Origin of the sequence: Roseovarius sp. PS-C2, from assembly GCF_018862045.1 — a bacterium.
In the GTDB taxonomy this organism is placed as follows: domain Bacteria; phylum Pseudomonadota; class Alphaproteobacteria; order Rhodobacterales; family Rhodobacteraceae; genus Roseovarius.
This window is the reverse complement of record NZ_JAHKSQ010000006.1, coordinates 236,369-261,063: the sequence shown is the minus strand read 5'-3', so window position 1 is coordinate 261,063 and position 24,695 is coordinate 236,369. Positions and strand designations below refer to the sequence as shown.

Below are 24,695 nucleotides of genomic sequence, written 5' to 3'. Positions count from 1 at the left end.
AGCCGCCTGCCATGCCAGAGCGGCTCAGGCCTGATCAAATCTTGTTATCTGGACTTATCTTTCGTGATTTCGGGATGGTCCGCCCTGCCGATGCAACGCCTTGCGCAGGATCAGGGCATCCGCCGCCGACCCGTTGGCGCGCGGATAATACCCCTCGCGCCGGGCGGCCTGTTCATAGCCCGCCTCCGCATAGAGCCCACGGGCGGCGGTGTTGTCTTCGGCCACCTCCAGAAAGACGGTGTCGGCCCCGCGCGCCACCGCTTCGGCCTCGAACAGAGTCAGCGTGCCGCGTCCCACGCCCTGACGGCGGGCCTCGGGATCGGTGGCGATGGTCAGCAACTCGGCCTCACCGGCAATCACCCGGCCCAGCGCAAAGCCCCGCGCATCGCCCACGGCAAACACAAGCGGGCTGTCCAGCAGACCGGCGAACTCCCCGGCGCTCCACGCCCGCCCCTGCCCGGCAAAGGCCCGGCCATGCAGGCGGGCCAGCGCCTCAGGCGTCATCCAGGATCACCGGCGGCGCATCGCGCGACGGGGCGGCATCGGCGGGTTTGACGTAAAGCGGCGCAGGGGCCTCATCGAGGCCGCCCTCCCGTTTCGCCGCCACCCGTGCAATCGCCTCGGCCAGTTTCACAGGTGCGGGGCGTTCGGCCAGTGGCAGGCCGAACCCGGCGATCTCTTCGGGTATGGCCAGACGGGGGGCCTCCCCCGCGGCCTGAACATAAGACATCCCGCGCGGGCCGGGGATGACGGGCAGATGCGGCCCTGGGGTCACATGGGCAATCGCCTCGAACCCCGACACGCCCAGCGCCGGGATTTCCAGCGCCAGCGCCAGACCGCGCGCCGCCGAAACCGAAATGCGGATGCCGGTGAAGTTGCCGGGGCCGGTGCCCACGCCGATCCGATCCAGATCGGCCCATGCCGCGCCGCCCTCGGCCAGCACCTCTTGAAGCAGCGGCATCAGCCGTTCGGCCTGCCCGCGGCCCATATCCTCGGCGCGGGCCGCCAGAATCCGGTCACCGCACAGCAAAGCGGCCGCGCAATGCGCGGCCGATGTATCGAATCCCAGAACCAAAGGCGCGTCACAGGCCAACGGGGCGCACCTCGGTCACCTCGGGGATATAGTGGCGCAACAGGTTCTCGATCCCCATCTTCAGCGTGATGGTGGACGAAGGGCAGCCCGCACAGGCCCCCTGCATGTGCAGGTAAACCACGCCCTTGTCGAAGCCGTGAAAGGTGATGTCGCCACCATCCTGCGCCACGGCGGGGCGCACGCGGGTGTCCAGCAATTCCTTGATCTGGCCGACGATCTCGGCATCCTCGCCGTCATGCTCGGCATGGCCCGAGGCCGCATCGGCCTCGCCCGTCATGATCGGCGCGCCGGATTGGTAATGCTCCATGATCGCGCCCAGAATGGCGGGCTTCATGTGATCCCACTCGGTGCTGTCGTCCTTGGTGACGGTGACGAAGTCATTGCCGAAGAACACGCCGGTCACGCCGGGCACTCCGAAAATCCGCTGCGCGAGCGGCGATTTTCCGGCCCCCTCGGCACTAGGGAAATCGGCGGTCCCGGCTTCGAGCACGGTCTGGCCGGGCAGGAATTTCAGCGTCGCGGGGTTCGGCGTGGATTCGGTCTGGATGAACATGGGCGGCCTTTCTCATCTGTCCCTTCGGATATGCGCGCCGCAACCCTGCCTGTCAAGGTTTGGAATGATTCTAAACTTCGGCAAGGTGGGACTGCAGGGGGCAGGGAGCTGGCCGGATTGGGGGTGTTTAAGGTTTCGGATACAGAGCCGCGCATCGTCGGGCCGCGGTGCGGCGATCAAACGGTCGTTCTTTGCGATTTATGCCTGCCAAATCCGAAAGAGGCCTGAACGGGGTGCCGTCCTCACCCAATCGCCAGCCCGTGCGGGCGGTCTGGCGATGCGCGGCGGCCTGCGGCCGCTGTTTCGCGCAGGGGGAAAACCTCTGCGGGTACAATCCAGATAACGGCCGGACATGGTGCCAAAGGCTGCTATGCGGGACAGAGAGAACATTGCCTTGCCCGGTCTCAAGGCGCGCCTTGCGCGCCGCCGGGCATCGCCCGACCGCCCCCCGGGCGGGCGATCCTGCATCGGTCGTCCCCCGAACCACCGTTGGATGTGACCTCACCATAAATCGCCATCGAAAGGCCGTCGGTCGCCCACCCGCGGCCGGGCAATGCCCGGCGCACAAATCCGCCGTCAGGCTCACAGCGGTCATTCACTCTGCGTCCCGCAAACATCCGCTGTCAGCCCCGGCGCAAACCGGGTTGCTGGCGATCCGCAAGCGATCATGATTTCGGAAAACGGGAGACCGGGACAGGATCAGCCGTCGGTCGCCTGTTTGGCGACGGCGGTATCCTGTTCGGCGGCGGCCTTGCGGTTTTGCGCGTAGCGGGTCGGGTCCCATTCCTCGAGGACCTTGGAATTGTCGTCGCTGTCATATTCGCGCAGGCGCTGTTCGCTCACGTTCGGCAAAGTGGCGAACTGTTCGGCCAGCTTGACCGGCGACCACGTGGCCGAGACGTTCTGCGGGAACACCTGCGACAGGATCGTCGAGGTCGACCGCGCGCATTGCGCCGGAGGCACCGCGCCATAGGATTGCGCCAGTTGCATCACCTGCTCCGCCGTTTGCGGCGACACGTCCAGTTTCTGCACCTGAACGTGATAGGTTTCGCGCGCATGATAGCGGGTATAGACATCCTCGACCGGGGGCGTGATGCCATAGACCACATCGTTTCGCTCGGGCAGGGTTTCGTGTTTGAAAGACCCGGCGGGATCGAAGATCACCCGCTGCGAGCCGTTGATCATCAGCGAGGAATGCGCGCCCGCGCCCGTCCTGTTGTTGATCATGGTGTAGAGCGTCAGGCGCGTGGGCCCGTCATGGCGATAGGCGGCGCGTTGCACCGCCTCGTCCGGGGCCCAGACGGATTGGCCGGTGCACCCGGCCAGAGAAACGGCGGCGCACAGCGCCAGAACCCAACCACGCATGCCTGCACCCCTTTAGTCCAAGATGAACAAACCGAAATTCGTTCAGCCGTTCACCAGCGCGATGAAGACCAGAAAGAAAAGGATGACAACGGACGACCATGTCACGGCTTTGACAAAGCCGCTGAAGGTTTTTTCCTGAACGTCGATATTCATTTCGCCATGCTTGTGGTCAGCCATGTTGTCCGTTCCCTCGTGTTCGCGCGCTCGGCGTCATCCTGAAAAGTCCGGGATTGGATAGCGCATATCCGGGGGGCTGTCACCCTCTTAGCTGCGCCCGGACCGTGGGGTTTCGATCAGCCTTGTTCGAGGTCCTGCACCAGCCGGAAACCGATGCGGCGCGGGGCCTCCTGTTCGGCCTGTTTGGGCAGGGCGCGCAACAGGACGCTGAGCTGGCTGACATGCTGCACGAGCTGGGTTTTCGCGCCGGTCGCGTCGGCGCCGTAGAAGGTCACGATATCGGGGTCGAAAAAACCCATCCCCTCGATCCGCAGCACCCCCGCATCGCCGCCGGTAAAGCCCATCGCGACCTCGTGTTCGTTATCGAGCGTTTCCTCGAAATTCCTGATGTAGAGAATCAGCCGCTCATAGGCCCATTCGGCGGGGCTTTTCTGATCGACGGGTTTGCGGCGCAACTCCTCGGGGACCTCATCGCAATCGCGCGCCTCCGGGTTGGCGTGAACCTCATGGCGGCGCGGCAGGGCGTCGGCCTCGTGTGCCTCGGCCGATGTGGCGATTTCGTCATCCATGGTCACTTATCCCTTCGACTGCCACAACCACGCACCATCCGCGCGGCGGGTGCGGGATATTTCGCCCGCCTGATGCAGATGATTGAGATGCGCGACCGCTTCGACAAGGGCCAATCCGTAGGAGTCGCCATCAATTTTCCGTTTGAACAGGGCCGGAAAGCACTCTGCCGCGGTTTTCGGGCGGTCCAGAAACGCGCGCAGGCGGTCCAGCGCGCCGTGGTGATTCTCGATCAGTTGCCGCATCCGCACCGGCAGGCCGGTGAAGGGCAGCCTGTGGCCGGGCAAAACGAGGTGGTCCTCATGCGCCAACCCGGCGAGGCGCGAGCAGGCCTCGAGCCATTCGGCCACCGGATCGGCCTCGGGCTCGGTGGGATAGACGCCGAGATTGGGGCTGATCGAGGCGATGATCTGATCGCCCGCGATCACGAGAGTGTCGTCGCGGCTCCAGAGCGTGAGATGTTCGGGGGCGTGACCGTTGCCGATATGCACGTCCCAGTCCCGCCCGCCCGCGCGGATCGTGTCGCCCTGCTGAACGCGGGTATAGCCCACCGGGATCGGATAGGAGGTATCGGCGAAATTATAGGGGCGCGCGGTTCTGCGGTTTTCGTAAATTTCGGGGTCCATGCCCGCGCTGCGCCAGAAGTCCAGCGCCTGACGGGTCGGGCGTTCCTCGACATCGAGGATCAGCATGCGCGCCAGCAGCCATGCGGTGCGGGTGGTGACCAGTTCGGCATTGAAACGCTCCATCAGCCAGCCCGCCATGCCGATATGATCGGGGTGGTGATGGGTCAGGATCACGCGGCCTACCGGCCTGCCCTGCAAGGGGCCGCTCAGCACCTTTTCCCACAGCGCGACCGCCTGGTTCGAGTGGATGCCGGTATCGACGATGGTCCAGCTATCGCCGTCGTCCAGCGCGTAGACATTCACATGATCCAGCGCCATCGGCAGCGGCAGGCGTATCCACAACACGCCCTGCGCCACCTCGATGGCATCGCCGTGATCGGGCGGGGTATCCCACGGGTAGCGCAGAATGCTTCCGGCGCCGTCCATCATGCCGACAGGTCCGCAGCTGTCAGCGCATAAAGATCATCCGCCCCGGCGGTGGCATGGGCCAGAAGCCCCTCGTGTTCGGGCAGGAGCCGGGTGATATAGAACCGCGCCAGACGGGTGCGCGGGCCGTCGCCGCCCTCGGCGATGGCCGCGGCCAGGTGATAATGCCCGCCCAGAACCCGCGCAAAGGCGCGCAGGAAGGGCACCGCCCCGGCGAAACGCTGGTTCAGGTCGGATTGCGCCAGCATCCAGTCGAGCCCCTCGCGCAGGGTTTCGGAGGCCTGCCAGACCGGCTCGGCCAGTTCGGGCAGTTTGGCGCGTGCGCCTTCGGCCTGTGCTTCGATCTCGTCGATCAGGGCGTGGGCGGCCTCGCCCCCGTCCATCAGCTTGCGCGCGGTGAAATCCATCGCCTGAATGCCGTTGGTGCCCTCGTAGATCGCGGTCACGCGCACGTCGCGCAGGTACTGGGCGGCGCCGGTTTCCTCGATATAGCCCATGCCGCCATGCACCTGCACCCCCAGATCGGACACGGCGATGCCGGTATCGGTGCCGAAGGCCTTGGCAATGGGCGTCAGGAACGCCGCACGCGCGGCCCAGTCCGCCGCGCCGGTGGCGGTTTGCATGTCGATGGCCACGGCGCAGGCCAGCGCGATCGAGCGCGCGGCATAGGTTTCGGCCTTCATGGTGGTCAGCATGCGGCGCACATCGGCATGGTCGATGATGGTGCCGGTGCCGTTCTCAACCGGGCTGCGGCCCTGTTTGCGTTCCTGCGCGTAGGCCAGCGCATGTTGCAGCGCGCCTTCGGCGGCGCCGATCCCCTGCCCGCCCACACCGAGACGGGCGTTGTTCATCATGGTGAACATGGCGCGCATGCCGTCATGTTCCTCGCCCACCAGCCAGCCGGTGGCGCCGTCATATTGCATCACGCAGGTCGGGCTGCCGTGAAGGCCGACCTTGTGTTCAAGGCTGACGACCGACAGATCGTTGGCCCGGCCCGGAGCGCCGTTTTCGTCGGGGATGTATTTCGGCACCAGAAACAGGCTGATTCCCTTGGTGCCGGGCTTGCCGTCGGGCAGGCGCGCCAGCACGAGGTGACAGACGTTTTCGGCAAAGTCGTTGTCGCCCCAACTGATGAAGATTTTCTGCCCGGTGATCGCATAGGTGCCGTCGCCATTGGGTTCCGCCTTGCTGCGCAATGCGCCCACGTCGGAGCCTGCCTGCGCCTCGGTCAGGTTCATGGTGCCGCACCATTCGCCGCTGACCAGCTTGGGCAGGTAGAGCTCCTTGATGGCGTCGCTGGCGTGGTGTTCCAGCGCCTCGATCTGGCCCTGGGTCATCAGCGGGTTGAGTTGCAGCGACAGGCAGGCGGCGCTCATCATTTCGTTGACGGCGGTGGTCAGGGTCATGGGCAGGCCCATGCCGCCATGCGCCGGATCGGCTCCGATCGAGACCCAGCCGCCCTCGGCGATGGCGCGGTAGCCTTCGGCAAAACCGGGCGAGGTGCGCACGACCCCGTTTTCCAGATGCGCCGGGTGCAGATCGCCGTTGCGTTGCAGCGGGTGCAGCACCTCTTCGCACATGCGGCCCGCTTCGGTCAGGATGGCCGAGGTCAGGTCGGGCGTGGTTTCGGAAAACCGGTCGGTGGCGGTGACCTGAGCCAATCCGACCACATGATCGAAGATGAACTGGTAATCCTCTACCGGGGCGCGATATGGCATCTGATTGCTCCTGATCTGTCACTTTGCCGGGCACGGCTTGGCAATGCCGCCGCGCCCCTATATGCCTTTCGTTCGATCCACAGACTAGTCAAAGATCGCCCACCAGCAACCGAAACGCCGCGTCAGAGCCATTTATGCCCGAAGCAACAGAACATCTTGCCGCCGATACGGAAGGCTATGCCCGCGCCGGGCAGCTTCTGCGCGAGGGCGGGCTGGTCGCGTTTCCGACGGAAACGGTTTACGGGCTGGGGGGCGATGCGCGCAACGACATGGCGGTGGCCGGGATTTTCGAGGCCAAGGGCAGGCCGCGCTTCAACCCCTTGATCGTGCATGTGGACAGCCCCGAAACCGCGCGGCGCTATGTCGAGTGGCCGGATACGGCGGACCGGCTGGCCAGCGCGTTCTGGCCCGGACCGTTGACTTTGGTGCTGCCGCTGCGCCCCGATGCGGGCCTGTCGCCGCTGGTGACGGCAGACCTGCCGACACTGGCGATCCGGGTGCCCGCGCATCCCGTGGCGCGGGCGCTGCTGCGCGCATTCGGCGGACCATTGGCCGGGCCATCGGCCAATCCGTCGGGGCGGATCAGCCCGACGACGGCAGCGCATGTGGCTGCCGGGCTGGACGGGCGCATTGCGGCGATTCTGGATGGCGGGGCCTGTGAGGTCGGGGTGGAATCGACCATTCTGGGCCTGGCGGACGGCCCTGCCCTGCTGCGCCCCGGCGGATTGCCGGTGGAGGCCATCGAAGCGGCGCTTGGCGGGCCGGTGGCGCGGCGCGGCGCGAACGATCCGCTGACGGCCCCCGGACAGATGACATCGCATTACGCGCCGGGAGCGCGGGTGCGGCTGGAGGCCTCCGAGGCCCGCGAAGGCGAGGTTCTGCTGGGGTTCGGCGCGGTGGAGTGCGATCTGAACCTGTCACCGGCGGGCGATCTGCGCGAGGCGGCGGCCAACCTGTTTCACCACCTGCATGCCCTGGATGCGACAGGAGCCAAGGGCATCGCCGTATCGCCGATTCCGCAAACCGGGCTGGGCCTTGCGATCAATGACCGCCTGCGCCGCGCGGCGGCCCCGCGCGACTGATCCGGGGATAGCGAAAGCCTGCGCAATCGCAGTCAGGTCACGCGGAATGAGGGGCGATGCCCCTCGGATTCCCCGGAATATTTCTCAACAGAAGAAAGCCGCGTCACTGACAGCGCTTTTCGGCCTCATCCAGCGCGGCGGTATAGCCCAGCAGCGAGAACGTGTCCTTTGTGGTCGTCCCGCGTGACGAGCGCGCGGTCAGCACCGCGTCGGCGCCCCGCTTCATGGCGGCGATGATCTTGGCATCGTCCGATGCATTGGCGGGCCACGCCCATTCGCCATCGGTAAAGAGTTCGAACTCGGTTCCGCTGATATTGACGTTGACGGTCGATCCGCCCGCGAACGGGTAGCCACCGGTAAAGGCCACCTGCCCCTTGACGCCCGCTTCGGGACGGAAGAACGTCATCAGCAGGATGTCCCCGCGCCGCACGGCCACGACGCGCCCGTCCTTCATGTTCACCGTTTCCGTGGGCGAAGACACCGCCCAGCATTCGCGCGGGTCCTTGTCTTCGAAAACGCTCCAGGCGGTTTCCGCGGCGACCTGATTGGTGCTTTCTTCCTGCGCCCAGGCGCCTGTGGCCACCAGAGCCAGAAGAGCGCCAGCACACCCGCGTGCAATTCGTGATACCATATGTCCAGCCTCCAAGCTGTCCTTAGCCTCAATCCTGCTGGCTGCGCGCCTCCGTTCGCGGGAGTTGTATATTGCGCCGCCATTTCGTACTCGACATAGCAATATTAGCCTGAAACAGGCGAGACATGAAAGACGCAATTGGCGGAAAACCGCACAGACCCGCCAACCGGAGGCCATATGACCAACGCTGTTCCCCTGACTGAAATCTGGCGCGGACCGATGGCCGAAAGCCTGCATCGCGGTCATGCCGTGATTTGCGACGATACCGGAGCGATTGTCGAGGCCTGGGGCGATCCGAAGGCCACGGTGCTTCCGCGCAGTTCGGCCAAGATGATTCAGGCGTTGCCGCTGGTGGAAAGCGGGGCCGCCGATGCCCGCGGATTGAGCAGCGAGCACCTGGCGCTGGCCTGTGCCTCGCATAACGGGGCGGCGATCCATACCGACCGGGTGCGCGCGTGGCTCGGCGATCTGAACCTGCAAGACGACGATTTCCGCTGCGGCGCGCATATGCCCAAGGACAAGACCGCGCGCCATGCGCTGATCAGGGCGGATGAGAAGCCCTGCCAGGTGCATAACAACTGCTCCGGCAAACATGCGGGTTTCCTGACGCTGACGCAGCACATGGGATGGGGACCCGAATACGTCGAGCCGACCCACCCGATGCAGCGGGCCTGCCTCGAGGCGTTCGAGGAAATGACGGGCGAAACCAGCCCCTGTTTCGGTATCGACGGTTGTTCGGCCCCGAACTTCGCCACGTCGATGCACGGCATGGCCCGCGCGATGGCCTCATTCGCCGCCGCGCGCGAGGGGCGCAACGCGCGTGACACGGCGGCGGTGCGGCTGTGGCAGGCGATGGTCGCCCATCCCGAACTGGTGGCCGGGGAAAAACGCGCCTGCACCGAACTGATGCGCGCCTGCAAGGAACCCGTCGCCCTGAAAACCGGGGCCGAGGCGTTTTTCATCGCCATTATTCCCGGCCGCAGACTGGGACTCGCGGTGAAGATCGAAGACGGCGCCACCCGCGCGGCGGAATGCACCATCGCGGCGCTTCTGGTGCAGTTGGGCGTGTTGGACGCCGATCATCCGGCAACCCGCAGATTCATGAACGCGCCAATCACCAACTGGCGGGGAATCGAAACCGGCATGATCAAACCGGCAAACGGGCTGTTGTAATCGCCGCGAGCGGCACGCGGCATCGTCCGGAGCAGTCGCCTTTTGCGAGTCTTTGCCGAAATGACGCATCGCTGAGCGCGAAATCCCGCCGGTTCCATGCCGGCCCGGACCAGCGGCAACCAAGCGCCGAGCCAAACCCGCGTTTTCAGCCTGTTTCCGCGGATTTTCGACGGTTTGATCGTCACATACAGACATCGGGACGCTTAGCCCCCACCTTCTGCGTCAGAGGGCACAACGACCCTCGTCAACACGAACCGGAAAAGGATGTTTCCAATGTTCAAGAAAATCACTGCCGCCACTTTCGCCACCGCTCTGATCGCACCGGGTTTCGCCCTGGCTCAGTCCGCGGATACCGATGGCGACGGCATGGTATCGATGTCGGAATTCCAGGCTGCCTATCCCGAGGCAAGCGCGGATGTGTTTTCGAGCGTCGACACAGACGCCGACGGCGCTCTGAGTGACGAAGAGATCGCCGCAGCCCAAGAGGCTGGCACGCTGCCCGAAGTGACCACGGACGGCTAACCCGAACCACCGGTCAGGGGCGCGCAGATGCCGCCCCCTGACACTTCCCCGCTGCGCCCGTATCGGAAACGATGCGGGCGTAGGCGTTTTCCGGGTTGCCAGCCGCGCGGGGATCGCCAATGATCGGCGCTGTTCTCAGGGCGGGGCGGAATTCCCCACCGGCGGTATGGGGCCAATCGCGCCCCGAGCCCGCGAGCGCCCCGGCCCGTGGCCGGGGGTCAGCAGACCTGGTGAGATTCCAGGGCCGACGGTCACAGTCCGGATGGAAGAGAACGCCGGGCCAGGCGGGGGTTCCCGTCTTTCCTGTCGTACTGCGCCTTGGGTGAGACGTGTCGATCAGGAAAGGAGCCCCACATGACACACACCCGCTATGCCTTTGTCAAAGCCAACTGGCACGCCGATATCGTGGATCGCGCGCTGGATGGGTTTTGCGAGTTGATCCCGCGCGAACAGGTCGATGTGTTCGACGTGCCCGGCGCGTTCGAAATGCCGCTGCTGGCGCGCGACCTGGCCATGACCGGACGTTACGGCGCGGTGGCCGCAGCGGCCTTTGTGGTGGATGGCGGGATTTACCGCCATGATTTCGTGGCGCAGGCCGTGGTGGACGGGCTGATGCGCGCCGGGCTGGACAGCGGCGTGCCCGTCCTGTCGGTGTCCCTGACCCCGCATCAGTATCAGGAAACCGCGCATCACGACGCGATCTACCGGGCGCATTTCGTCGAAAAGGGGCGCGAAGCCGCGCGTGCCGCGCTAAGCATCGGAAAAACACGCGCCGCGCTGGCCGCCTGAAACCCTGATGACAAACGGCCCCTGACAACAGGGGCCGTCAGACCGGCCTGTCAGGCCTTTTGCAGCATCCGGCCCAGAGGGCGCCCTCCCAGGATGTGGACATGCAGATGGGGCACCTCCTGCACACCGTGTTCCCCCGCGTTCGAGATCATGCGGAACCCGCCCTGTTCGACCCCCATCAGCCTGCACACCTCGCCGATGGCGCGGGTGTAGTCGGCGATTTCGGCATCGCTGGCCTCTTGCGCGAAATGGTCATAGCAAACCCAGGGCCCTTTCGGGATCACCAGCACATGCACCGGCGCCTGCGGCTGAATATCGTTGAAGGCAAGGCTGTGGTCGGTTTCCAGAACGGTATCGTTCGGAATCTCGCCGCGCAGGATCTTGGCAAAGATATTCTGGTCGTCATAGTCATAGGACATGGGCGCTGCTCCTCAATCGGCAAACAGGTGATCGGTTTGCGCCACCTCTAGCGCTTTCTCCGGCCCGACATCAAGAAACCGCGAGATCAGCCCGGCATGTTGTTCGGCATCGTCGCCTTCGCGCAGGATAATGTGATTCTCGAACTCGGCGTCGCGAATGCCGTCGCTTTCGAAATTGATGTCGCCCCGGATGGTCGGCAGCAGCCGTTCCAGCGTTTCGGGCGGGGTCTGTTCCCCGGCCAGCCCGACACGCATCGCGTGACCGGCAAGGTAATCGTCGGAAAACTGGCACTGGATTTCGAGGATCTTCGTGATCGACCGATCCCCGTTGAAATCGTGCAACAAATCCAGACTGGCCGGGTCGATACAGACGATCAGGCGATCCGTATCGTAATAATCGAACAGCATCCGCATCAGCGCCCGACGGTGGCGCGTCCGCTTGCCCAGCGTGGCCTGAATGCCGCCCAGATCGGGCAATGCCGTGTCTTCCTCGTTAAACAGGTATTCGATGGCGGGCACGTTCACGACCTGGCGCAGCTTGTCGAGCAGGCGCTTGGCGACATGCCATTTCTTGCACACCACGATCATCAGTTCGCGATCCCGGCCAAGGGTGCTTTCGGTTTCCCAGAACCGGCTGGCGAACCGCCGCCCGATCCGGCCCCGTCCGGTCAGGAACTTGAACAGGCTGCGCCCTTCGTTGGAGATTTTGAATTCGGCCTCGTCATCGGCATACAGCGCACCCAGCCGTGTCTTGAGCTCTTTCGCCTCGGGGCTGATCTTGCGGGCGAACAGGAAATCCTGACTGAGCAGCAGGTCGTAGTGATCGTTATAAAACGTCACCGGCATCCCGTAATCGGTGAACATCAGGAATGTCAGGGTCCGCGTGCGGATTTCATCGTCGGGCACGACATGGCGCACGAGGGTCTGGAAAAACGTCTCGTCGGGAATCCATGTGCTGCGGAAAAACCGCATGACATCGCGCCGCATGCGGGTGAAGTCCAGAATCCATTCGATGGTGCGGCGGCGCAGGCACCACCACTGACTGCCGATCTGCACCTGGATGTCGGCGGGAATCTCACGCGTCAGCCCCAGCCGTTTCTGCAATTCGAAACTGGCGTAGAACCGTTTGGATTGCGTGCGCTCGTTGAAGAAATGGCGGTAGATCAGCCGCTCTTCCTTCATGCCGGTCTTGATCCAGTCGCTGTCGAAGTAGTCGAAGCTTTCGATGAAATCGACATCGTTGGCATCGAGGAATTCATGCGCATAGGCCGCCGATTTGATCGCCGCGCAATCGCCGGACAGCATGTAGAAATGGGTGGCGCGGGGGAATTCCTCGACGGCGGCCTCGACCGCATAAAGCGTGGCCTGCACGAGGGACCACTCGCCCCAGCCGCATTTGATGCGCTTCCTGGCGAAGGTGACGTTGGGATTGTCGGCCAGCGCCTCGCGGATTTTGCGGTAATGCTCGGGCCGGGCGCGGGCGTCGAAGTGAATCGCCATGCAATCGCCTGCGGCCGTCAGCATGTTCGCCTGACCTATGATCGCGTCCGGATCCTTGTGACACAGCAATATGAACGCGATTTTCGCCATCTGGGAAACAATACACTGAAGGTTGCCAACACTGCCTACAGTGATAGACATCAATACGGATTGAATAAACAGGGTTTCTTTGCTTTTTTTAGCAGGTTAGTAACCATTTGCCCGGAATTTACGTGGCAATTCAGGCGGAGGCGGCGGGCATGGGATTTCCCGGAACATGGATGACCGAAAGTGAAAGCATGGTCTACAGGGTCGTGCCCAAATGCGCCTGTTCGACCATCGGTCAGATCATGTATTATTCGGATCATGGCAAGTTCTTCGACGGCGACATTCACGACGCCCAGGACGGGCTGCACAAATGGGCCCGCGACGAAAGCCAGCCCCTGATCCGGGCCAATGTCAAGACACACAGCTCCTACGCGTTCACCTGCGTGCGCAATCCCTATACCCGCATCCTGTCCAGCTTCTTTGACAAGATCTGCGGCATCCAGCGCAACGGAAAACGCTATCGCGGCAAGCTGGTGCCGCTCTTGATCCAGAAATACGGGATCGAAGTGGGCGGCGACGACGGCAAGCAGGAGTTCGACCAGATCCAGAGCTTCCGCCGATTCCTGCTGTTCGCCCGCGACACGATCCGATGGCGTCGCCCGATGGAGCCCGACATTCACTGGTCGGCCATGTCAGGGCATGTGTCCACCTTCATCGCCAATGGCGGCACCTATGACAGGATTTTCTGGACCGAACAGTTCAACGACGGCATGCAAGCGGTGCTGAACGCGATCGACACGCGCCACAAAGTCGATCTGGACACGATTCCGCGGTTCAACGAATCCGAAGGCCACGGCCCCAAGCGCGCGCATCCGGTCGAAGATTATTTCGACGACCTGTCGATGCATCTGGTCTATGAAATCTATCACCGCGATTTCAAGCTGTTCAAATACGACTTCGAAGACCCGTCGAACAAGATGCCGGTGGGCGAGATCGACCTTGACGAGGTGCATGCCAAACTGGGCGAATGACCCGTTGCGGGCCGGGAAGCGGGGGCGCTGCCCCCGACGTTGAAACCCTGCGGCTTTCAACGCCTCCCCCGGGGTATTTTTACCAAGAAAAAGCAGCTCACGCTTTGTTAACCCTGCTGTGACCAGAGTGGAGGTGCGGTACAGGCTGGGGAGCCGATGACCGCCCAAGGAAAAGCCGCCGCGCTTGTCCGGTTTGCATCGGCAGCGGTCCGAACGACGCCAGCAAGCAAGGCACGCTTTCACGGTGCGCCCTTTGCCCCCGACAGGGGCGGGGCGCACCTTTTTGGTTTTTTCTTGGTGAAAATACCCGAATCCGACCGATGCCGCTCGTGCTGTGGTTGGAGGTTCAGAGCAACCCTTCAGCCGCGAACATCGCCCTGACATCGGCCTCGGGGCGGGCGCCGTAATGGCCGATCACCTCGGCGGCGGCGATGCAGCCCATCCGCCCCGACACCGCCAGCGATTGCCCGGTCGCGAGCCCATAAAGGAACCCGGCGGCAAACTGATCGCCCGCGCCGGTGGTATCCAGCGGCGTCACCGCATCGACCGGAACGCTCACCGTTTCGTCGCCCTGCACGATCACCACGTCATGGCCCGAGCGGGTGCACACCACCAGCCCGCTGTCCGCCGCCGCCTGTTCCAGCGCCGCGCCCAGATCCTCGGTTTCATATAGCGAACGCCATTCGTGTTCGTTGCCCAGAACGAAATCCAGTTCTTGCACGAGGGTGCGGAAATCGTCGCGGTGGCGATCCACGCAGAACGGATCGGACAGGGAAATCCCCGCCTTGCCGCCCTTGGCCCGGCAAGCCCGCGCGGCGGCCTGAAACGCCTCTTTGCCCTTGGGCTTGTCGAAAAGATACCCCTCCAGAAACAGGAGTTCGGCGGCCCCGGCCACGTCGTCGTCCACGTCCTCGGGGCCCAGTTCGGCCGAAATGCCCAGATAGGTGTTCATCGAGCGCTCGCCATCGGGCGACACGAAGATCATCGAGCGCGATGTCGGCAGTTCGCCGTTCGGGACGGGCGCATTGACGAAATCGGTGCCGTCCTTGCCCATCGCCCCGGCATAGAACCGGCCCAGCACATCGTCATGCACCCGCCCGATAAAGCCGGTTTTCAGGCCCATCGCCCCCAGCCCGGCAATGGTGTTGGCGACCGACCCGCCGGGCATCTGGCGCGGGGTGTCCATCTGTTCATACAGAAACTCGCCGCGCTCCTGCTCGACCAGTTGCATCACGCCCTTGTCGATCCCCATGCGGGTCAGGAAACGGTCGTCGCATTGGCTGATGACATCGACGACGGCATTGCCGATGCCGACGGCCTGATACTTGGTCATATGGTCTTGTCCTCGAATTGGCACAGGTCACGGATGATGCATGTGGGGCACATCGGCTTGCGCGCCTTGCAGTGATAGCGGCCATGCAGGATCAGCCAGTGATGCGCATGCTGCTGGAAATCCACCGGCACGTTGTCTTCGATCGCGCGTTCCACGGCATCGACATTCTTGCCGGGGCAGATGCCGGTCCGGTTGCCGACGCGAAAGATATGGGTATCGACCGCCTGCGCGGGGTAATGCCACCACATGTTCAGCACCACATTGGCCGTCTTGCGGCCCACACCGGGCAGCGATTGCAGCGCGGCGCGTGAATTGGGCACCTCGCCACCGTACTCCTCGACCAGGATTTTCGACAGCTTGATGACGTTCTTCGCCTTGTTGCGATAAAGGCCGATGGTCTTGATATGTCCGATCAGCCCCTCTTCGCCCAGGTCCAGCATCTTTTGTGGGGTGTCCGCAATCTTGAACAGCTCGCGCGTGGCGCGGTTCACGCCCGCATCCGTCGCCTGCGCCGACAGCGCCACCGCCACGACCAGCGTATAGGCGTTGACATGTTCCAGCTCGCCCTTGGGTTCGGGCTCGGCCGCGTGAAAGCGGGTGAAAATCTCGCGGATCGTATGATAGTCAAGCTGCTTGGCCATGCCCGACCGTATGCCCCGAAAGCCCGCAATGCGCAATATTCGGGTCGCAGGGAAATCGCGGCGACCCTATTATCGGGGAAACCCGCAAGGAAACCCCATGACCGATACGTTTGAGCAGAGCTACCACTACAACGTCATGCGCCGCGCGCTCGACCTGATCGACGGTGCCGATACCCCCCTGACGCTCGAGGAACTGGCCCGCGACATGCAGATGAGCCCGGCGCATTTCCAGCGGCTGTTTTCGTCCTGGGTGGGGGTGTCTCCAAAACGGTATCAGCAATACCTGACGCTGGATCACGCCAAGGCGCTGCTGGCCGAGCGGCGTACGCTGCTGGAGGCCGCCGACGCCACGGGCCTGTCGGGCACGGGCCGCCTGCACGATCTGTTCCTGCGGTGGGAGGCCATGAGCCCCGGCGCCTATGCCCAGCGCGGCGCGGGGCTGACCATCCGCTATGGCTGGTTTGACAGCCCCTTCGGCGAGGTTCTGGCCATGGGCACCGACAAGGGGCTGTGCGGGCTGGCCTTTGCCGGGGAATGCGGGCGCGACGCGGCATGGGAAGACATGACAGGCCGCTGGCCCGAGGCGGATTTCGCCGAAAACCCCAATGCCATCGCCCCGTGGGTGGATGCGGCCTTTGCCGGTAAGGGTCAGGCCGCGCTGCACATGATCGGCGCGCCCTTCCAGATCAAGGTATGGGAGGCGCTGTTGCGCATCCCCACCGGCCATGTGACCACCTATTCCGATATCGCCCGCGCCATCGGCAACCCGAACGCCGTGCGCGCCGTGGGAACCGCGGTGGGGCGCAACCCGGTCAGTTTCCTGATCCCGTGCCACCGCGCCCTGCGCAAATCCGGGGGCCTGGGGGGCTATCACTGGGGCCTGCCCGTGAAACGTGCGATCCTGGCCTGGGAAAGCGCCCGGACCGACGCCTGAGCGTTCCCGGATATGCGCGGAAACTCGCCGACTTCCCCCGTGATTTATCTTGGGCTGCCGTTCGTTATTGAATAACCTGCGCCCAATCCCTTGCATTGAGGGGAAGGTATAAACACGAGGCGAACTCATGATCCGAGCGAAACATTCCGTTCTCTTTCTGGCCGGCGCATCGCTGCTGACGGCTGCGGCCTGCACCGATCCCGGCGCGGTCGGCACCACCGACCCCAATCAGAAAACCAAACAGGGCGCGCTGTTGGGCGGCGTTCTGGGGGCTGGCCTGGGGGCTATCGTCAGCGAAGACAAGGGCAAGGGCGCCCTGATCGGCGGCGCGCTTGGCGCGGCTGGCGGCGCGGTGTACGGCAACATGCTGGACAAGCAGGAGGCGGAACTGCGTCAGCAACTGGACAACGACCGGGTGCGCATCACCAATACCGGCGACCGCCTGATCGTGACCATGCCGCAGGACATCCTGTTCGATGTGGACAGCTCGACTGTACGACCCGGCCTGCGCGGCGATCTGATGACCGTGGCCAGCAGCCTGCGCGACTATCCCGATTCCACCGTTCAGGTGGTGGGCCACACCGACAACACGGGCGACGCGGCCTATAACCAGCGCCTGTCGGAACGCCGCGCCAATGCGGTGGCCGATGTGCTGATGGAGGGCGGCGTCTCCTATGGCCGTATCCAGACCTATGGCCGGGGCGAAAACCAGCCGGTCGCGGACAACCTGACCGAAGCGGGCAAGGCCCAGAACCGCCGTGTGGAGATCGTGATCCTGCCGAACGCGGCCTGATCGGCACCACGGATGCAATAAAAAACCCCGGCAGGAGCAACACCTGCCGGGGTTTTCTTTTCGATATGTCGGCGTTGGTCAGCTGGCTTCGATCATCTCGGCCTGCTTGACGATCACCTCGGCCTGCTTGATCGACGCGATATCGACCAGACGGCCCTTGTAGGTGGTCGCACCTTCGCCGCGCGCCTTGGCCTCGTCCATGGCCTGCAGGATTTCACGGGCTTCCTGAACGGCCTCGGCGGAGGGTGTGAACACCTCGTTGGCCAACGCGACCTGCTTGGGGTGGATCGCCCATTTGCCGACCATACCCAGCGTGGCCGAGCGCAGCGCCTGTGCGCGGAAACCGTCATCGTCCGAGAAATCGCCGAACGGGCCATCCACCGGCAGCAACCCGTGGGTGCGGCAGGCGGCGACGATGGCGGTCTGCGCCCAGTGCCACGGGTCGGACCAGTATTTCTCGCCCTCGCGGATCATGTAGTAGTTTTCCTGCGTCCCGCCGATGCCGGTGGTGGCCATGCCCATCGACGCGGCAAAGTCGGCGGCGCCAAGGCTCATGGCCTGCAGGCGCGGGCTGGCGGCGGCGATTTCCTCGACATGGGCGATACCGGCGGCGGATTCGATGATCACCTCGAAGCTGATCGGCTTGGTGCGGCCCTTGGCGGCCTCGATCGAGGTCACCAGCGCATCGACCGCATAGATGTCACCGGCACAGCCCACCTTGGGGATCATGATCTGGTCCAGCCGGTCGCCGGTTTGCTCCAGCAAATCGACGACATCGCGATACCAGAACGGCGAATCCAGCCCGTTGATGCGAACCGACAGGTACTTGTTGCCCCAATCCACGGTATTGATCGCCTCGATGGCCTGTTTGCGGGCCATGTCCTTGTCCGTCGGGGCGACGGAATCTTCGAGGTCGATATTGATGACGTCGGCGGCGCTGCCGGCCATCTTCTCGAACAGTTTGGCGTTCGAGGCCGGACCGAACAACTGACAGCGGTTCGGACGGGCGGGAGCGGGAGGTTGCAGGCGGAAACTCATTTTGCGTGGCCTCTTTTCAAAAGTTGCACGAAAGATCGCGTGATCGGTATATAATTACACACCCGCCCGCAACCCGCTTTTCTGCTCCGGGCACTCGAAATCGCCCCCCTCGCGCGCAACACGCCAACCGGGATTGCAGCTTCGGTCAAAGCGCAGGAATTTCTGCACAGGTGGTTTCGCTGCGACCATTTTGTCGCAAACGGGTGCGATCCATACCCGCCCGCATGGAAGCCTCGTGGCCATGAGACGCGCATTGATCGACAACTGGGCCCTGTTTCTCGGCATGCTCATGCTGATGGTGGGCAACGGGCTGCTGGTGACGCTCCTGACGATCCGGGGCAGCAGCCTGGGCTTTTCCGACTTTACCATTTCCGTGATGCAGGCCTGCTATCCGCTGGGGGCGCTGGCGGGCACAATCGCCACCCCGATCCTGATCGAGAAGGTCGGCCATATCCGGGTATTTTCGGCGCTGGCCTCGATGGTGTCGGCGGCGGCGATCATGCACTTGCTGACCACCGACCCGATAAGCTGGAGCCTGATGCGCCTTCTGACGGGGTTCTGCTTTCCCGGTCTTTACGTGATCACCGAAAGCTGGCTGAACGCCAAGGCGGAAAACCGCATCCGGGCGCAGGTTCTGTCGGTCTATTTCGTCATCCAGTCGGCAGGCCCCGCCATCGGAACGGCCATGGTCGGCCTTCCCGATCCGTCGGGCAGCATGCTGTTCGGCCTGACCTCGATCCTGCTGTCGGTGGCCATCGTGCCGCTGCTGCTGTCGGGCAACCGCGCGCCCGATTTCAACGCGCCGGAACGCATGCCGGTGAAAAAGCTCTATCGCGTCTCCCCGACCGCCGTTCTGGGAATCGTGATCATGTCGGCAGGGGTTTCGGCGTGGTACATCACGCTGCCGCTATATGCGCTGCAAGCCGGGTTCACGCAGGCGCAGGCCTCGGGGGCGCTGGTGGTCGCGATGATCGCATCGGCGGCGATGCAATATCCGGTGGGCTGGATTTCCGACAATATCGACCGCCGCCTCGTGGTGCTGGGCATGGCGGGGATCAGCGCGATCGCGGCGATCTGGATGGCCGTGGATACGGCCCCCTCGCATATCGTGGCGGGATTTGCCGTGATCGCGGCGACGACATTGCCGATCTATGCCATCCTTGCGGCCCATGCCAACGATCAGCTTCGCCCCGCTCAGGTGGTGCCCGCCAGCGGCACGATGGCCTTTCTTTTGCAGCTCGGGCAGGTGTTCGGCATCCTGATCGGGCCCAACATGCTGCGGCTGGCCGATGGGCGGGGGCTGCAACTGATGCTGGCCGGAATCGGCATCGTCGTGGTGCTGCTGGCCATCGCCCGCCGCGCCACCAGCGACGCCCCCGAAGACACTGGCGAACTGCTGCCCACCGGCGTCATCGGCATGCCCCAGCCCGGCATGCTGCAAGCCGAAGTCATGACCGAAGAAGCGGCCGGGCTTGAGGAAGAAGCGGCCGGGCTTGAGGAAGAACTTGCTCAAAAATAGATCAATCTCCGGAGAATCTTGCTCAGAATCCGGGAAAAGGCTGGATTTCAACAAGCACCTCGCGCACACCCCATAGGAAAATCCCGTGAACATTTTCCGAATCCCTGAAAGGTGCTGCCATGATCGAGACCCCTTATCTGCTGTTTCTGGGCGATGCCCCCGATATGCTGGCCGCCAAGGTGGCCATCGGTATCCGCGACTGGCGCCCCGAAAACGCCGTGGGGCAGTTCCGGCTGGAAGGCTGTGGCGCCGATCTGGGCCTGACCGACATGACCCTGGCCGAGGCCAAGGCCGCCGGTGCGAAGACGCTGGTGATCGGCGTGGCCAACCGTGGCGGCGTGATTTCCAAGGAATGGAAAAAGGTTCTGGTCACGGCCCTCGAGGAAGGCTTCGATCTGGCCGCCGGGCTGCACAACCTGCTGCGCGACGAACCCGATCTTGTCGCCGTGGCCGAGGCCACGGGCCGCGCCCTGCATGACGTGCGCGTTCCCGAGGTGGATTACCCCATCGCTGACGGCAAGAAACGGCGCGGCAAGCGCTGCCTGCCGGTCGGCACCGACTGCTCCGTCGGCAAGATGTACACCGCCATGGCGATGGAACGCGACATGCACGAGCGCGGGATGAAGGCCACCTTCCGCGCCACCGGCCAGACCGGCATCCTGATCACAGGCGACGGTGTGCCGCTCGATGCGGTGATTGCCGATTTCATGGCCGGATCGGTGGAGTGGCTGACCCCGGACAATGACGAAGATCACTGGGACCTGATCGAAGGTCAGGGCAGCCTGTTCCACGTCTCGTTTTCCGGCGTGACCATGGCGCTGATCCACGGCGGGCAGCCCGACGCGCTGATCCTGTGCCACGAACCCACCCGCGCCCATATGCGCGGCCTGCCGGAATACACCCTGCCCTCGCTCGAAGAGTTGCGCGACACCGCCCTGCCGCTGGCCCGCATCGCCAACCCGGCCTGCGTGGTCGCCGGTGTTTCGGTGAACACCCAGCACATGAGCGAGGATGAGGCCCGCGCCTATCTGGTCGAGGTCGAGGAACGCATGGGCCTGCCCGCGACCGACCCCTATCGTTTCGGCTCGGGCAAGCTGGTGGACGCGCTGGCCGCCCTGTGATCTGATCGCAGCGCCCGGAGGCGTCCGGTGGATGCCTCCGGCGGGGATATTTTGGGCAAGAAGAAGGGTGGGAGCGTGGAAATTTCAGTGACCCGCGATGTGTTCCGGCTGGCGCAGGTTTTTACCATCAGCCGTGGCTCGCGCAGCGAAGCACAGGTGCTGACCGTGCGGATCAAGGACGGGGACGTGACCGGCTGGGGCGAATGCGTGCCCTATGCCCGGTATGAGGAAACGCTGGACAGCGTGACCGCCCAGATCGAAAGCCTGCCCGCCCGGTTCGACCGGGCCGAATTGCAGGGGCTGCTGCCCGCCGGGGCCGCGCGCAACGCCGTGGATTGCGCCCTGTGGGATATCGAGGCAAAGCGCGCGGGCAAGCGTGTGTGGGAACTGGCCGGGCTGCCCGCCCCGGCCCCTGAAATCACCGCCTATACCCTGTCGCTGGACACGCCCGAAAAGATGCGCGAACAGGCCGCCCGGAACGCGCATCGTCCGCTGCTCAAGATCAAGCTGGGCACGCCCGACGACATGCCCCGCGTCGAAGCCGTACGAGCGGGCGCGCCGGATGCCCGCATCATCGTGGACGCCAATGAAGGCTGGAGCGCCGATGTCTATGCCGATCTGGCCCCGCATCTGGTGCGCCTTGGCGTCAGCCTTGTGGAACAGCCCCTGCCCGCAGGCGATGACGAGGCCCTGCGCGGGATCGAGCGCCCCCTGCCCGTCTGCGCCGACGAGGCCTGCCATGACCGCGACAGCCTGCCGGGGCTGCAGGGCAAGTATGACGTGATCAACATCAAGCTCGACAAGACCGGCGGCCTGACCGAGGCGCTGGCGCTGCGCGAGGCCGCGCTGGCGCAGGGCTACAAGGTGATGGTCGGCTGCATGGTGGGCAGCTCGCTGGCGATGGCGCCAGCGGTGCTGGTGGCGCAGGGCGCGATGGTGACAGACCTTGACGGCCCGCTTTTATTGGCCGAAGACCGCGAGAACGCTTTGACATTCGACGAGGCCGGGGTGCATCCGCCGACGGCCGATCTTTGGGGATAACGCCATGCGCACTGTTTACGTCAACGGAACCTACCTGCCGGAAACCGAAGCCACGGTTTCGATCTTTGACCGGGCCTTTCTGATGGCCGACGGAGTCTATGAAGTGACCAGCGTTCTGGGCGGCAAACTCATTGATTTCGAAGGACATTTGGCGCGGCTCGAACGCTCGCTGAATGAGCTGGACATCAAGAAGCCCGCGGTGTTCGACGACCTGCTGGAGATTCACCGCGAACTGGTGAAGGTCAACGGGATCGAGGACGGTCTGGTGTATCTTCAGGTGACGCGGGGCAGTGACGGGGACCGGGATTTCGCCTTTCCCGATCCCGAGACGACCGAGCCGACCGTGGTGCTGTTCACCCAGTCGAAACCCGGCCTCGCCAACAGCCCGCAGGCCGAAAAAGGGTTGAAAATCATAAGCATAGACGACATCCGCTGGGGCCGTCGCGACATCAAGACGGTGCAGCTTCTGTATCCGTCGATGGGCAAGATGATGGCCAAGAAGGCAGGGTGCGACGATGCCTGGCTGGTCGAGGACGGGCATGTGACCGAAGGCACCAGCAACAACGCCTATATCGTCAAGGACGGCAGGATCATCACCCGTCAGCTGAGCAACGATATCCTGCACGGCATCACCCGCGCCGCCGTTCTGCGGTTCGCGAAAGAGGCGCAAATGACTGTGGAAGAACGGTTTTTCACCGTCGACGAGGCGAAACAGGCCGACGAGGCATTCGTCACCTCGGCCAGCGCCTTCGTCATGCCGGTGGTGGAAATCGACGGGCAAAGCGTGGGTGAAGGCACGCCGGGGCCGGTCGCGAAACGGCTGCGCGAAATCTATCTGGAAGAGAGCCTGAAAGCCGCGATCTGAGACAGGCGCGTTTCGTACGTTTTGTACGAAGTGTACGCGGGTTTTGTACGAAAATCGGGGGGTGTGCGGAAATTTGCGTCCATCAGGGACGCAACCCCGCCCCCTTGCGTGCAGACGCCACCCATCCGGACGACGGGGTAAGGCAGTATTAACCCTTTGGCGGGAGGGTTGGGGTATTCGGTAGTCAAACGGAAGGTTTCGGGAATGGGTAGGATTGATGCATGCCATTCGGACAAGCCGCGCATCGCCAGACCGCGGGATGGCGATCAAACGGTCGTTCTTTGCGATTTATGCCTGCCAAATCCGAAAGAGGCCTGAACGGGGTGACGTCCTCACCGCATTCAATCCGGACAATGGTGCCGATGGCTGCTATGCGGACGAAGCTGCCGCTCACTAAGCCGCGCAACGTCGGGCCGCGGTGCGGCGATCCCCCCTTTGGTCGATGGCATTTTATGTCTGCCAAATCATGAAAAGATCGGAGCATGGTCCTTGCATCAGCCAAATCGCCGTGCCGGGGGGCGGCCCGGCGATGCGCGGCGGCCTGCGGCCGCTGTTTCGCGCGAGGAGAAGACCTCTGCGGGCACAATCCGGCCAATAGCCGGACATGGTGCCGAGGGCGGCTTTGCGGGACAAAGTGAGCTTTCGCCGTAGCAGTCCGAATGTCTGGATTATCCATTTATCCAGCGAAGTTGGGATCATTAAACAATCAAATTCGCTCTCTCGAATTCCTTAAGTGAGGCCAATACTGTTTAGTCGACTTCTTCCAACCAAATTGATCAGCATATTTACTTGTTGTTCAGACAACTCGAACGCTTCGTCCGCCGGATCGGAAGCAGAAACAAGTGTGGCCATTTTTGCTTTCAAAAGGTCACGTGCGACGCCGTTCTCGATAATTGCATGGACACCCTCATAGACGAAGGAACGGGGGATGAGCATTTTCGTAGAAAATGGCAATCCGTGCGCCGCTGCGCTTGCTACGAGAGCATAGGCACACCTTGCGGTTGGCCTCCTCGCATTTGGGTGTGGTGTGGTCGGAAGTATTCGCGACATTTGTCTTATCGGTTTTATGGGAACGCTTCCAACAGCGCCAATACCTTGTAAAAATTGGTTCAGCGTAGCGCGATCAGGATTGTTTTCCGGAGAGCCTGAAAGTGTTTTCGCATGCTTCTCAACCGAATAGGGTGAGGATCCAGAAGTTGAACCGATACCTCCTGCTAGATTCGTCAGCGTTCCGCCTTCATGTCTCCGCCCATGTTTCTGAATGAGATCAGCTTCCAACTTAAGGCAATCGAATTCCTCCGTCGCTTCGAACACTTTGACAATACGGTAATTTATCTGATCACCCTCGCGCATGACTTGACGAATTACATTGCACTTAAACGGGTTGCTTTCACCAATAGGGTGGTTCCGAACGGCTTCCATTTCATGCTCTACCGCACGACGATTGAGCCCCTTGCCAACGTAAAAAACCTCGCCGTTGGGACGGCACAGCTCGTAGACGTAATAGCGTCCGCTGACTGACAGTAAGAAAGCCTCAAGCTCCGAACGTCGGCCAAAAAATTCAGTCATTTTTCCAACATCCTTTTCATTGCTCTCGAAGTACATTCATAGAAAGGAGTAGAAAAGAAGTGTTTAGACGAAGCCGTCATTCGAACACAGTGCAGCACCAGACACTTTGGGCCTCCAAGCCGACCTTCAGAATTTCACGAAA

The 24,695-nt window shown here is 63.3% G+C and carries 26 protein-coding genes and 1 riboswitch; of the genes, 11 read left to right on the top strand and 15 right to left on the bottom strand.

The genetic code is table 11. The annotated features are described in order from the left end of the window. Positions 1 to 54 precede the first annotated feature (54 nt). The 8 genes from KPG71_RS13425 to KPG71_RS13390 all read right to left on the bottom strand — a co-directional run bounded on the left by KPG71_RS13425 (position 55) and on the right by KPG71_RS13390 (position 6,525). Positions 55 to 504: a GNAT family N-acetyltransferase gene (locus tag KPG71_RS13425; RefSeq protein ID WP_216338505.1), complete on the bottom strand. Its 450-nt coding sequence runs from the start codon at positions 502 to 504 to the stop codon at positions 55 to 57. Further along, positions 494 to 1,093 carry a tRNA (adenosine(37)-N6)-threonylcarbamoyltransferase complex dimerization subunit type 1 TsaB gene (gene tsaB, locus KPG71_RS13420; RefSeq protein ID WP_216338504.1) on the bottom strand — a complete coding sequence of 200 codons (600 nt, stop codon included), beginning with the start codon at positions 1,091 to 1,093 and terminating at the stop codon, positions 494 to 496. The genes KPG71_RS13425 and tsaB overlap by 11 nt, the downstream gene beginning before the upstream one ends. Next, complete coding sequence (locus KPG71_RS13415) at positions 1,083 to 1,646, bottom strand: NifU family protein (protein WP_073034153.1); 564 nt, start codon at positions 1,644 to 1,646, stop codon at positions 1,083 to 1,085. The genes tsaB and KPG71_RS13415 overlap by 11 nt, the downstream gene beginning before the upstream one ends. A gap of 699 nt (positions 1,647 to 2,345) precedes the next feature. Further along, positions 2,346 to 3,011: a hypothetical protein gene (locus tag KPG71_RS13410; RefSeq protein WP_216338503.1), complete on the bottom strand. Its 666-nt coding sequence runs from the start codon at positions 3,009 to 3,011 to the stop codon at positions 2,346 to 2,348. Between the two features lie 42 nt (positions 3,012 to 3,053). Then, entirely contained in the window at positions 3,054 to 3,188 is a 135-nt protein-coding gene (locus tag KPG71_RS13405) for an aa3-type cytochrome c oxidase subunit IV (RefSeq protein ID WP_216338502.1), read from the bottom strand. Between the two features lie 116 nt (positions 3,189 to 3,304). Beyond that, positions 3,305 to 3,757 carry a DUF6173 family protein gene (locus KPG71_RS13400; protein ID WP_216338501.1) on the bottom strand — a complete coding sequence of 151 codons (453 nt, stop codon included), beginning with the start codon at positions 3,755 to 3,757 and terminating at the stop codon, positions 3,305 to 3,307. Between the two features lie 6 nt (positions 3,758 to 3,763). Further along, positions 3,764 to 4,807: an MBL fold metallo-hydrolase gene (locus KPG71_RS13395; protein ID WP_216338619.1), complete on the bottom strand. Its 1,044-nt coding sequence runs from the start codon at positions 4,805 to 4,807 to the stop codon at positions 3,764 to 3,766. Continuing rightward, positions 4,807 to 6,525: an acyl-CoA dehydrogenase gene (locus tag KPG71_RS13390; RefSeq protein WP_216338500.1), complete on the bottom strand. Its 1,719-nt coding sequence runs from the start codon at positions 6,523 to 6,525 to the stop codon at positions 4,807 to 4,809. The genes KPG71_RS13395 and KPG71_RS13390 overlap by 1 nt, the downstream gene beginning before the upstream one ends. 134 nt (positions 6,526 to 6,659) lie before the next feature. On the opposite strand from KPG71_RS13390, the gene KPG71_RS13385 reads away from it, so the two are divergent. Then, positions 6,660 to 7,607 carry an L-threonylcarbamoyladenylate synthase gene (locus tag KPG71_RS13385; RefSeq protein WP_216338499.1) on the top strand — a complete coding sequence of 316 codons (948 nt, stop codon included), beginning with the start codon at positions 6,660 to 6,662 and terminating at the stop codon, positions 7,605 to 7,607. Between the two features lie 103 nt (positions 7,608 to 7,710). On the opposite strand, the gene KPG71_RS13380 is transcribed toward KPG71_RS13385, so the two are convergent. After that, a complete protein-coding gene (locus KPG71_RS13380) occupies positions 7,711 to 8,238 on the bottom strand; it encodes an invasion associated locus B family protein (RefSeq protein WP_216338498.1) in 528 nt (175 codons plus the stop codon). A gap of 177 nt (positions 8,239 to 8,415) precedes the next feature. Here KPG71_RS13380 and KPG71_RS13375 point away from each other — a divergent pair, with 177 nt between their 5' ends. The 3 genes from KPG71_RS13375 to KPG71_RS13365 all read left to right on the top strand — a co-directional run bounded on the left by KPG71_RS13375 (position 8,416) and on the right by KPG71_RS13365 (position 10,722). After that, positions 8,416 to 9,411 carry an asparaginase gene (locus tag KPG71_RS13375; RefSeq protein ID WP_216338497.1) on the top strand — a complete coding sequence of 332 codons (996 nt, stop codon included), beginning with the start codon at positions 8,416 to 8,418 and terminating at the stop codon, positions 9,409 to 9,411. Between the two features lie 273 nt (positions 9,412 to 9,684). Next, on the top strand, positions 9,685 to 9,933 hold the full coding sequence (locus tag KPG71_RS13370; RefSeq protein ID WP_216338496.1) for an EF-hand domain-containing protein: 249 nt from the start codon (positions 9,685 to 9,687) through the stop codon (positions 9,931 to 9,933). 127 nt (positions 9,934 to 10,060) lie between these two features. Next, positions 10,061 to 10,211: riboswitch (FMN riboswitch) on the top strand. A gap of 76 nt (positions 10,212 to 10,287) precedes the next feature. Then, positions 10,288 to 10,722, top strand: coding sequence for a 6,7-dimethyl-8-ribityllumazine synthase (locus KPG71_RS13365; RefSeq protein ID WP_216338495.1), 435 nt, complete (start codon positions 10,288 to 10,290; stop codon positions 10,720 to 10,722). A 50-nt stretch (positions 10,723 to 10,772) separates the two neighbouring features. On the opposite strand, the gene KPG71_RS13360 is transcribed toward KPG71_RS13365, so the two are convergent. Further along, positions 10,773 to 11,141 (bottom strand): histidine triad nucleotide-binding protein, encoded by a 369-nt coding sequence (locus tag KPG71_RS13360; RefSeq protein WP_216338494.1) that lies wholly within the window; start codon positions 11,139 to 11,141, stop codon positions 10,773 to 10,775. Positions 11,142 to 11,153: 12 nt separating this feature from the next. Next, complete coding sequence (locus KPG71_RS13355; protein WP_216338493.1) at positions 11,154 to 12,731, bottom strand: DUF5928 domain-containing protein; 1,578 nt, start codon at positions 12,729 to 12,731, stop codon at positions 11,154 to 11,156. 149 nt (positions 12,732 to 12,880) lie between these two features. Here KPG71_RS13355 and KPG71_RS13350 point away from each other — a divergent pair, with 149 nt between their 5' ends. After that, positions 12,881 to 13,699, top strand: a complete 819-nt coding sequence (locus KPG71_RS13350; protein ID WP_216338618.1) for a sulfotransferase family protein — start codon at positions 12,881 to 12,883, stop codon at positions 13,697 to 13,699. Between the two features lie 346 nt (positions 13,700 to 14,045). Here KPG71_RS13350 and KPG71_RS13345 read toward each other — a convergent pair whose 3' ends face one another. Together KPG71_RS13345 and nth are read right to left on the bottom strand one after the other, a co-directional pair. Next, positions 14,046 to 15,032, bottom strand: coding sequence for an adenosine kinase (locus KPG71_RS13345; RefSeq protein ID WP_216338492.1), 987 nt, complete (start codon positions 15,030 to 15,032; stop codon positions 14,046 to 14,048). After that, positions 15,029 to 15,673 (bottom strand): endonuclease III, encoded by a 645-nt coding sequence (gene nth / locus KPG71_RS13340; RefSeq protein ID WP_216338491.1) that lies wholly within the window; start codon positions 15,671 to 15,673, stop codon positions 15,029 to 15,031. The genes KPG71_RS13345 and nth overlap by 4 nt, the downstream gene beginning before the upstream one ends. Positions 15,674 to 15,770: 97 nt before the next feature. Between nth and KPG71_RS13335 the strand changes: the two genes are divergently transcribed. Together KPG71_RS13335 and KPG71_RS13330 are read left to right on the top strand one after the other, a co-directional pair. Next, entirely contained in the window at positions 15,771 to 16,607 is an 837-nt protein-coding gene (locus KPG71_RS13335) for a bifunctional helix-turn-helix domain-containing protein/methylated-DNA--[protein]-cysteine S-methyltransferase (RefSeq protein ID WP_216338490.1), read from the top strand. A 127-nt stretch (positions 16,608 to 16,734) separates the two neighbouring features. Next, on the top strand, positions 16,735 to 17,400 hold the full coding sequence (locus KPG71_RS13330; RefSeq protein ID WP_216338489.1) for an OmpA family protein: 666 nt from the start codon (positions 16,735 to 16,737) through the stop codon (positions 17,398 to 17,400). 78 nt (positions 17,401 to 17,478) lie between these two features. On the opposite strand, the gene KPG71_RS13325 is transcribed toward KPG71_RS13330, so the two are convergent. Further along, positions 17,479 to 18,438: an L-malyl-CoA/beta-methylmalyl-CoA lyase gene (locus KPG71_RS13325; RefSeq protein ID WP_216338488.1), complete on the bottom strand. Its 960-nt coding sequence runs from the start codon at positions 18,436 to 18,438 to the stop codon at positions 17,479 to 17,481. A 241-nt stretch (positions 18,439 to 18,679) separates the two neighbouring features. Between KPG71_RS13325 and KPG71_RS13320 the strand changes: the two genes are divergently transcribed. The 4 genes from KPG71_RS13320 (at position 18,680) to KPG71_RS13305 (ending at position 22,984) form a co-directional block, all read left to right on the top strand. Then, positions 18,680 to 19,957: an MFS transporter gene (locus KPG71_RS13320; protein ID WP_216338487.1), complete on the top strand. Its 1,278-nt coding sequence runs from the start codon at positions 18,680 to 18,682 to the stop codon at positions 19,955 to 19,957. A gap of 119 nt (positions 19,958 to 20,076) precedes the next feature. After that, on the top strand, positions 20,077 to 21,078 hold the full coding sequence (gene dgcN, locus KPG71_RS13315; protein ID WP_216338486.1) for an N-acetyltransferase DgcN: 1,002 nt from the start codon (positions 20,077 to 20,079) through the stop codon (positions 21,076 to 21,078). Between the two features lie 75 nt (positions 21,079 to 21,153). Next, positions 21,154 to 22,119, top strand: a complete 966-nt coding sequence (dgcA, locus tag KPG71_RS13310; protein WP_216338485.1) for an N-acetyl-D-Glu racemase DgcA — start codon at positions 21,154 to 21,156, stop codon at positions 22,117 to 22,119. 4 nt (positions 22,120 to 22,123) lie between these two features. After that, complete coding sequence (locus KPG71_RS13305) at positions 22,124 to 22,984, top strand: D-amino-acid transaminase (RefSeq protein ID WP_216338484.1); 861 nt, start codon at positions 22,124 to 22,126, stop codon at positions 22,982 to 22,984. 729 nt (positions 22,985 to 23,713) lie between these two features. Here KPG71_RS13305 and KPG71_RS13300 read toward each other — a convergent pair. After that, positions 23,714 to 24,553: a GIY-YIG nuclease family protein gene (locus KPG71_RS13300; RefSeq protein ID WP_216338483.1), complete on the bottom strand. Its 840-nt coding sequence runs from the start codon at positions 24,551 to 24,553 to the stop codon at positions 23,714 to 23,716. Positions 24,554 to 24,695: the final 142 nt, after the last annotated feature.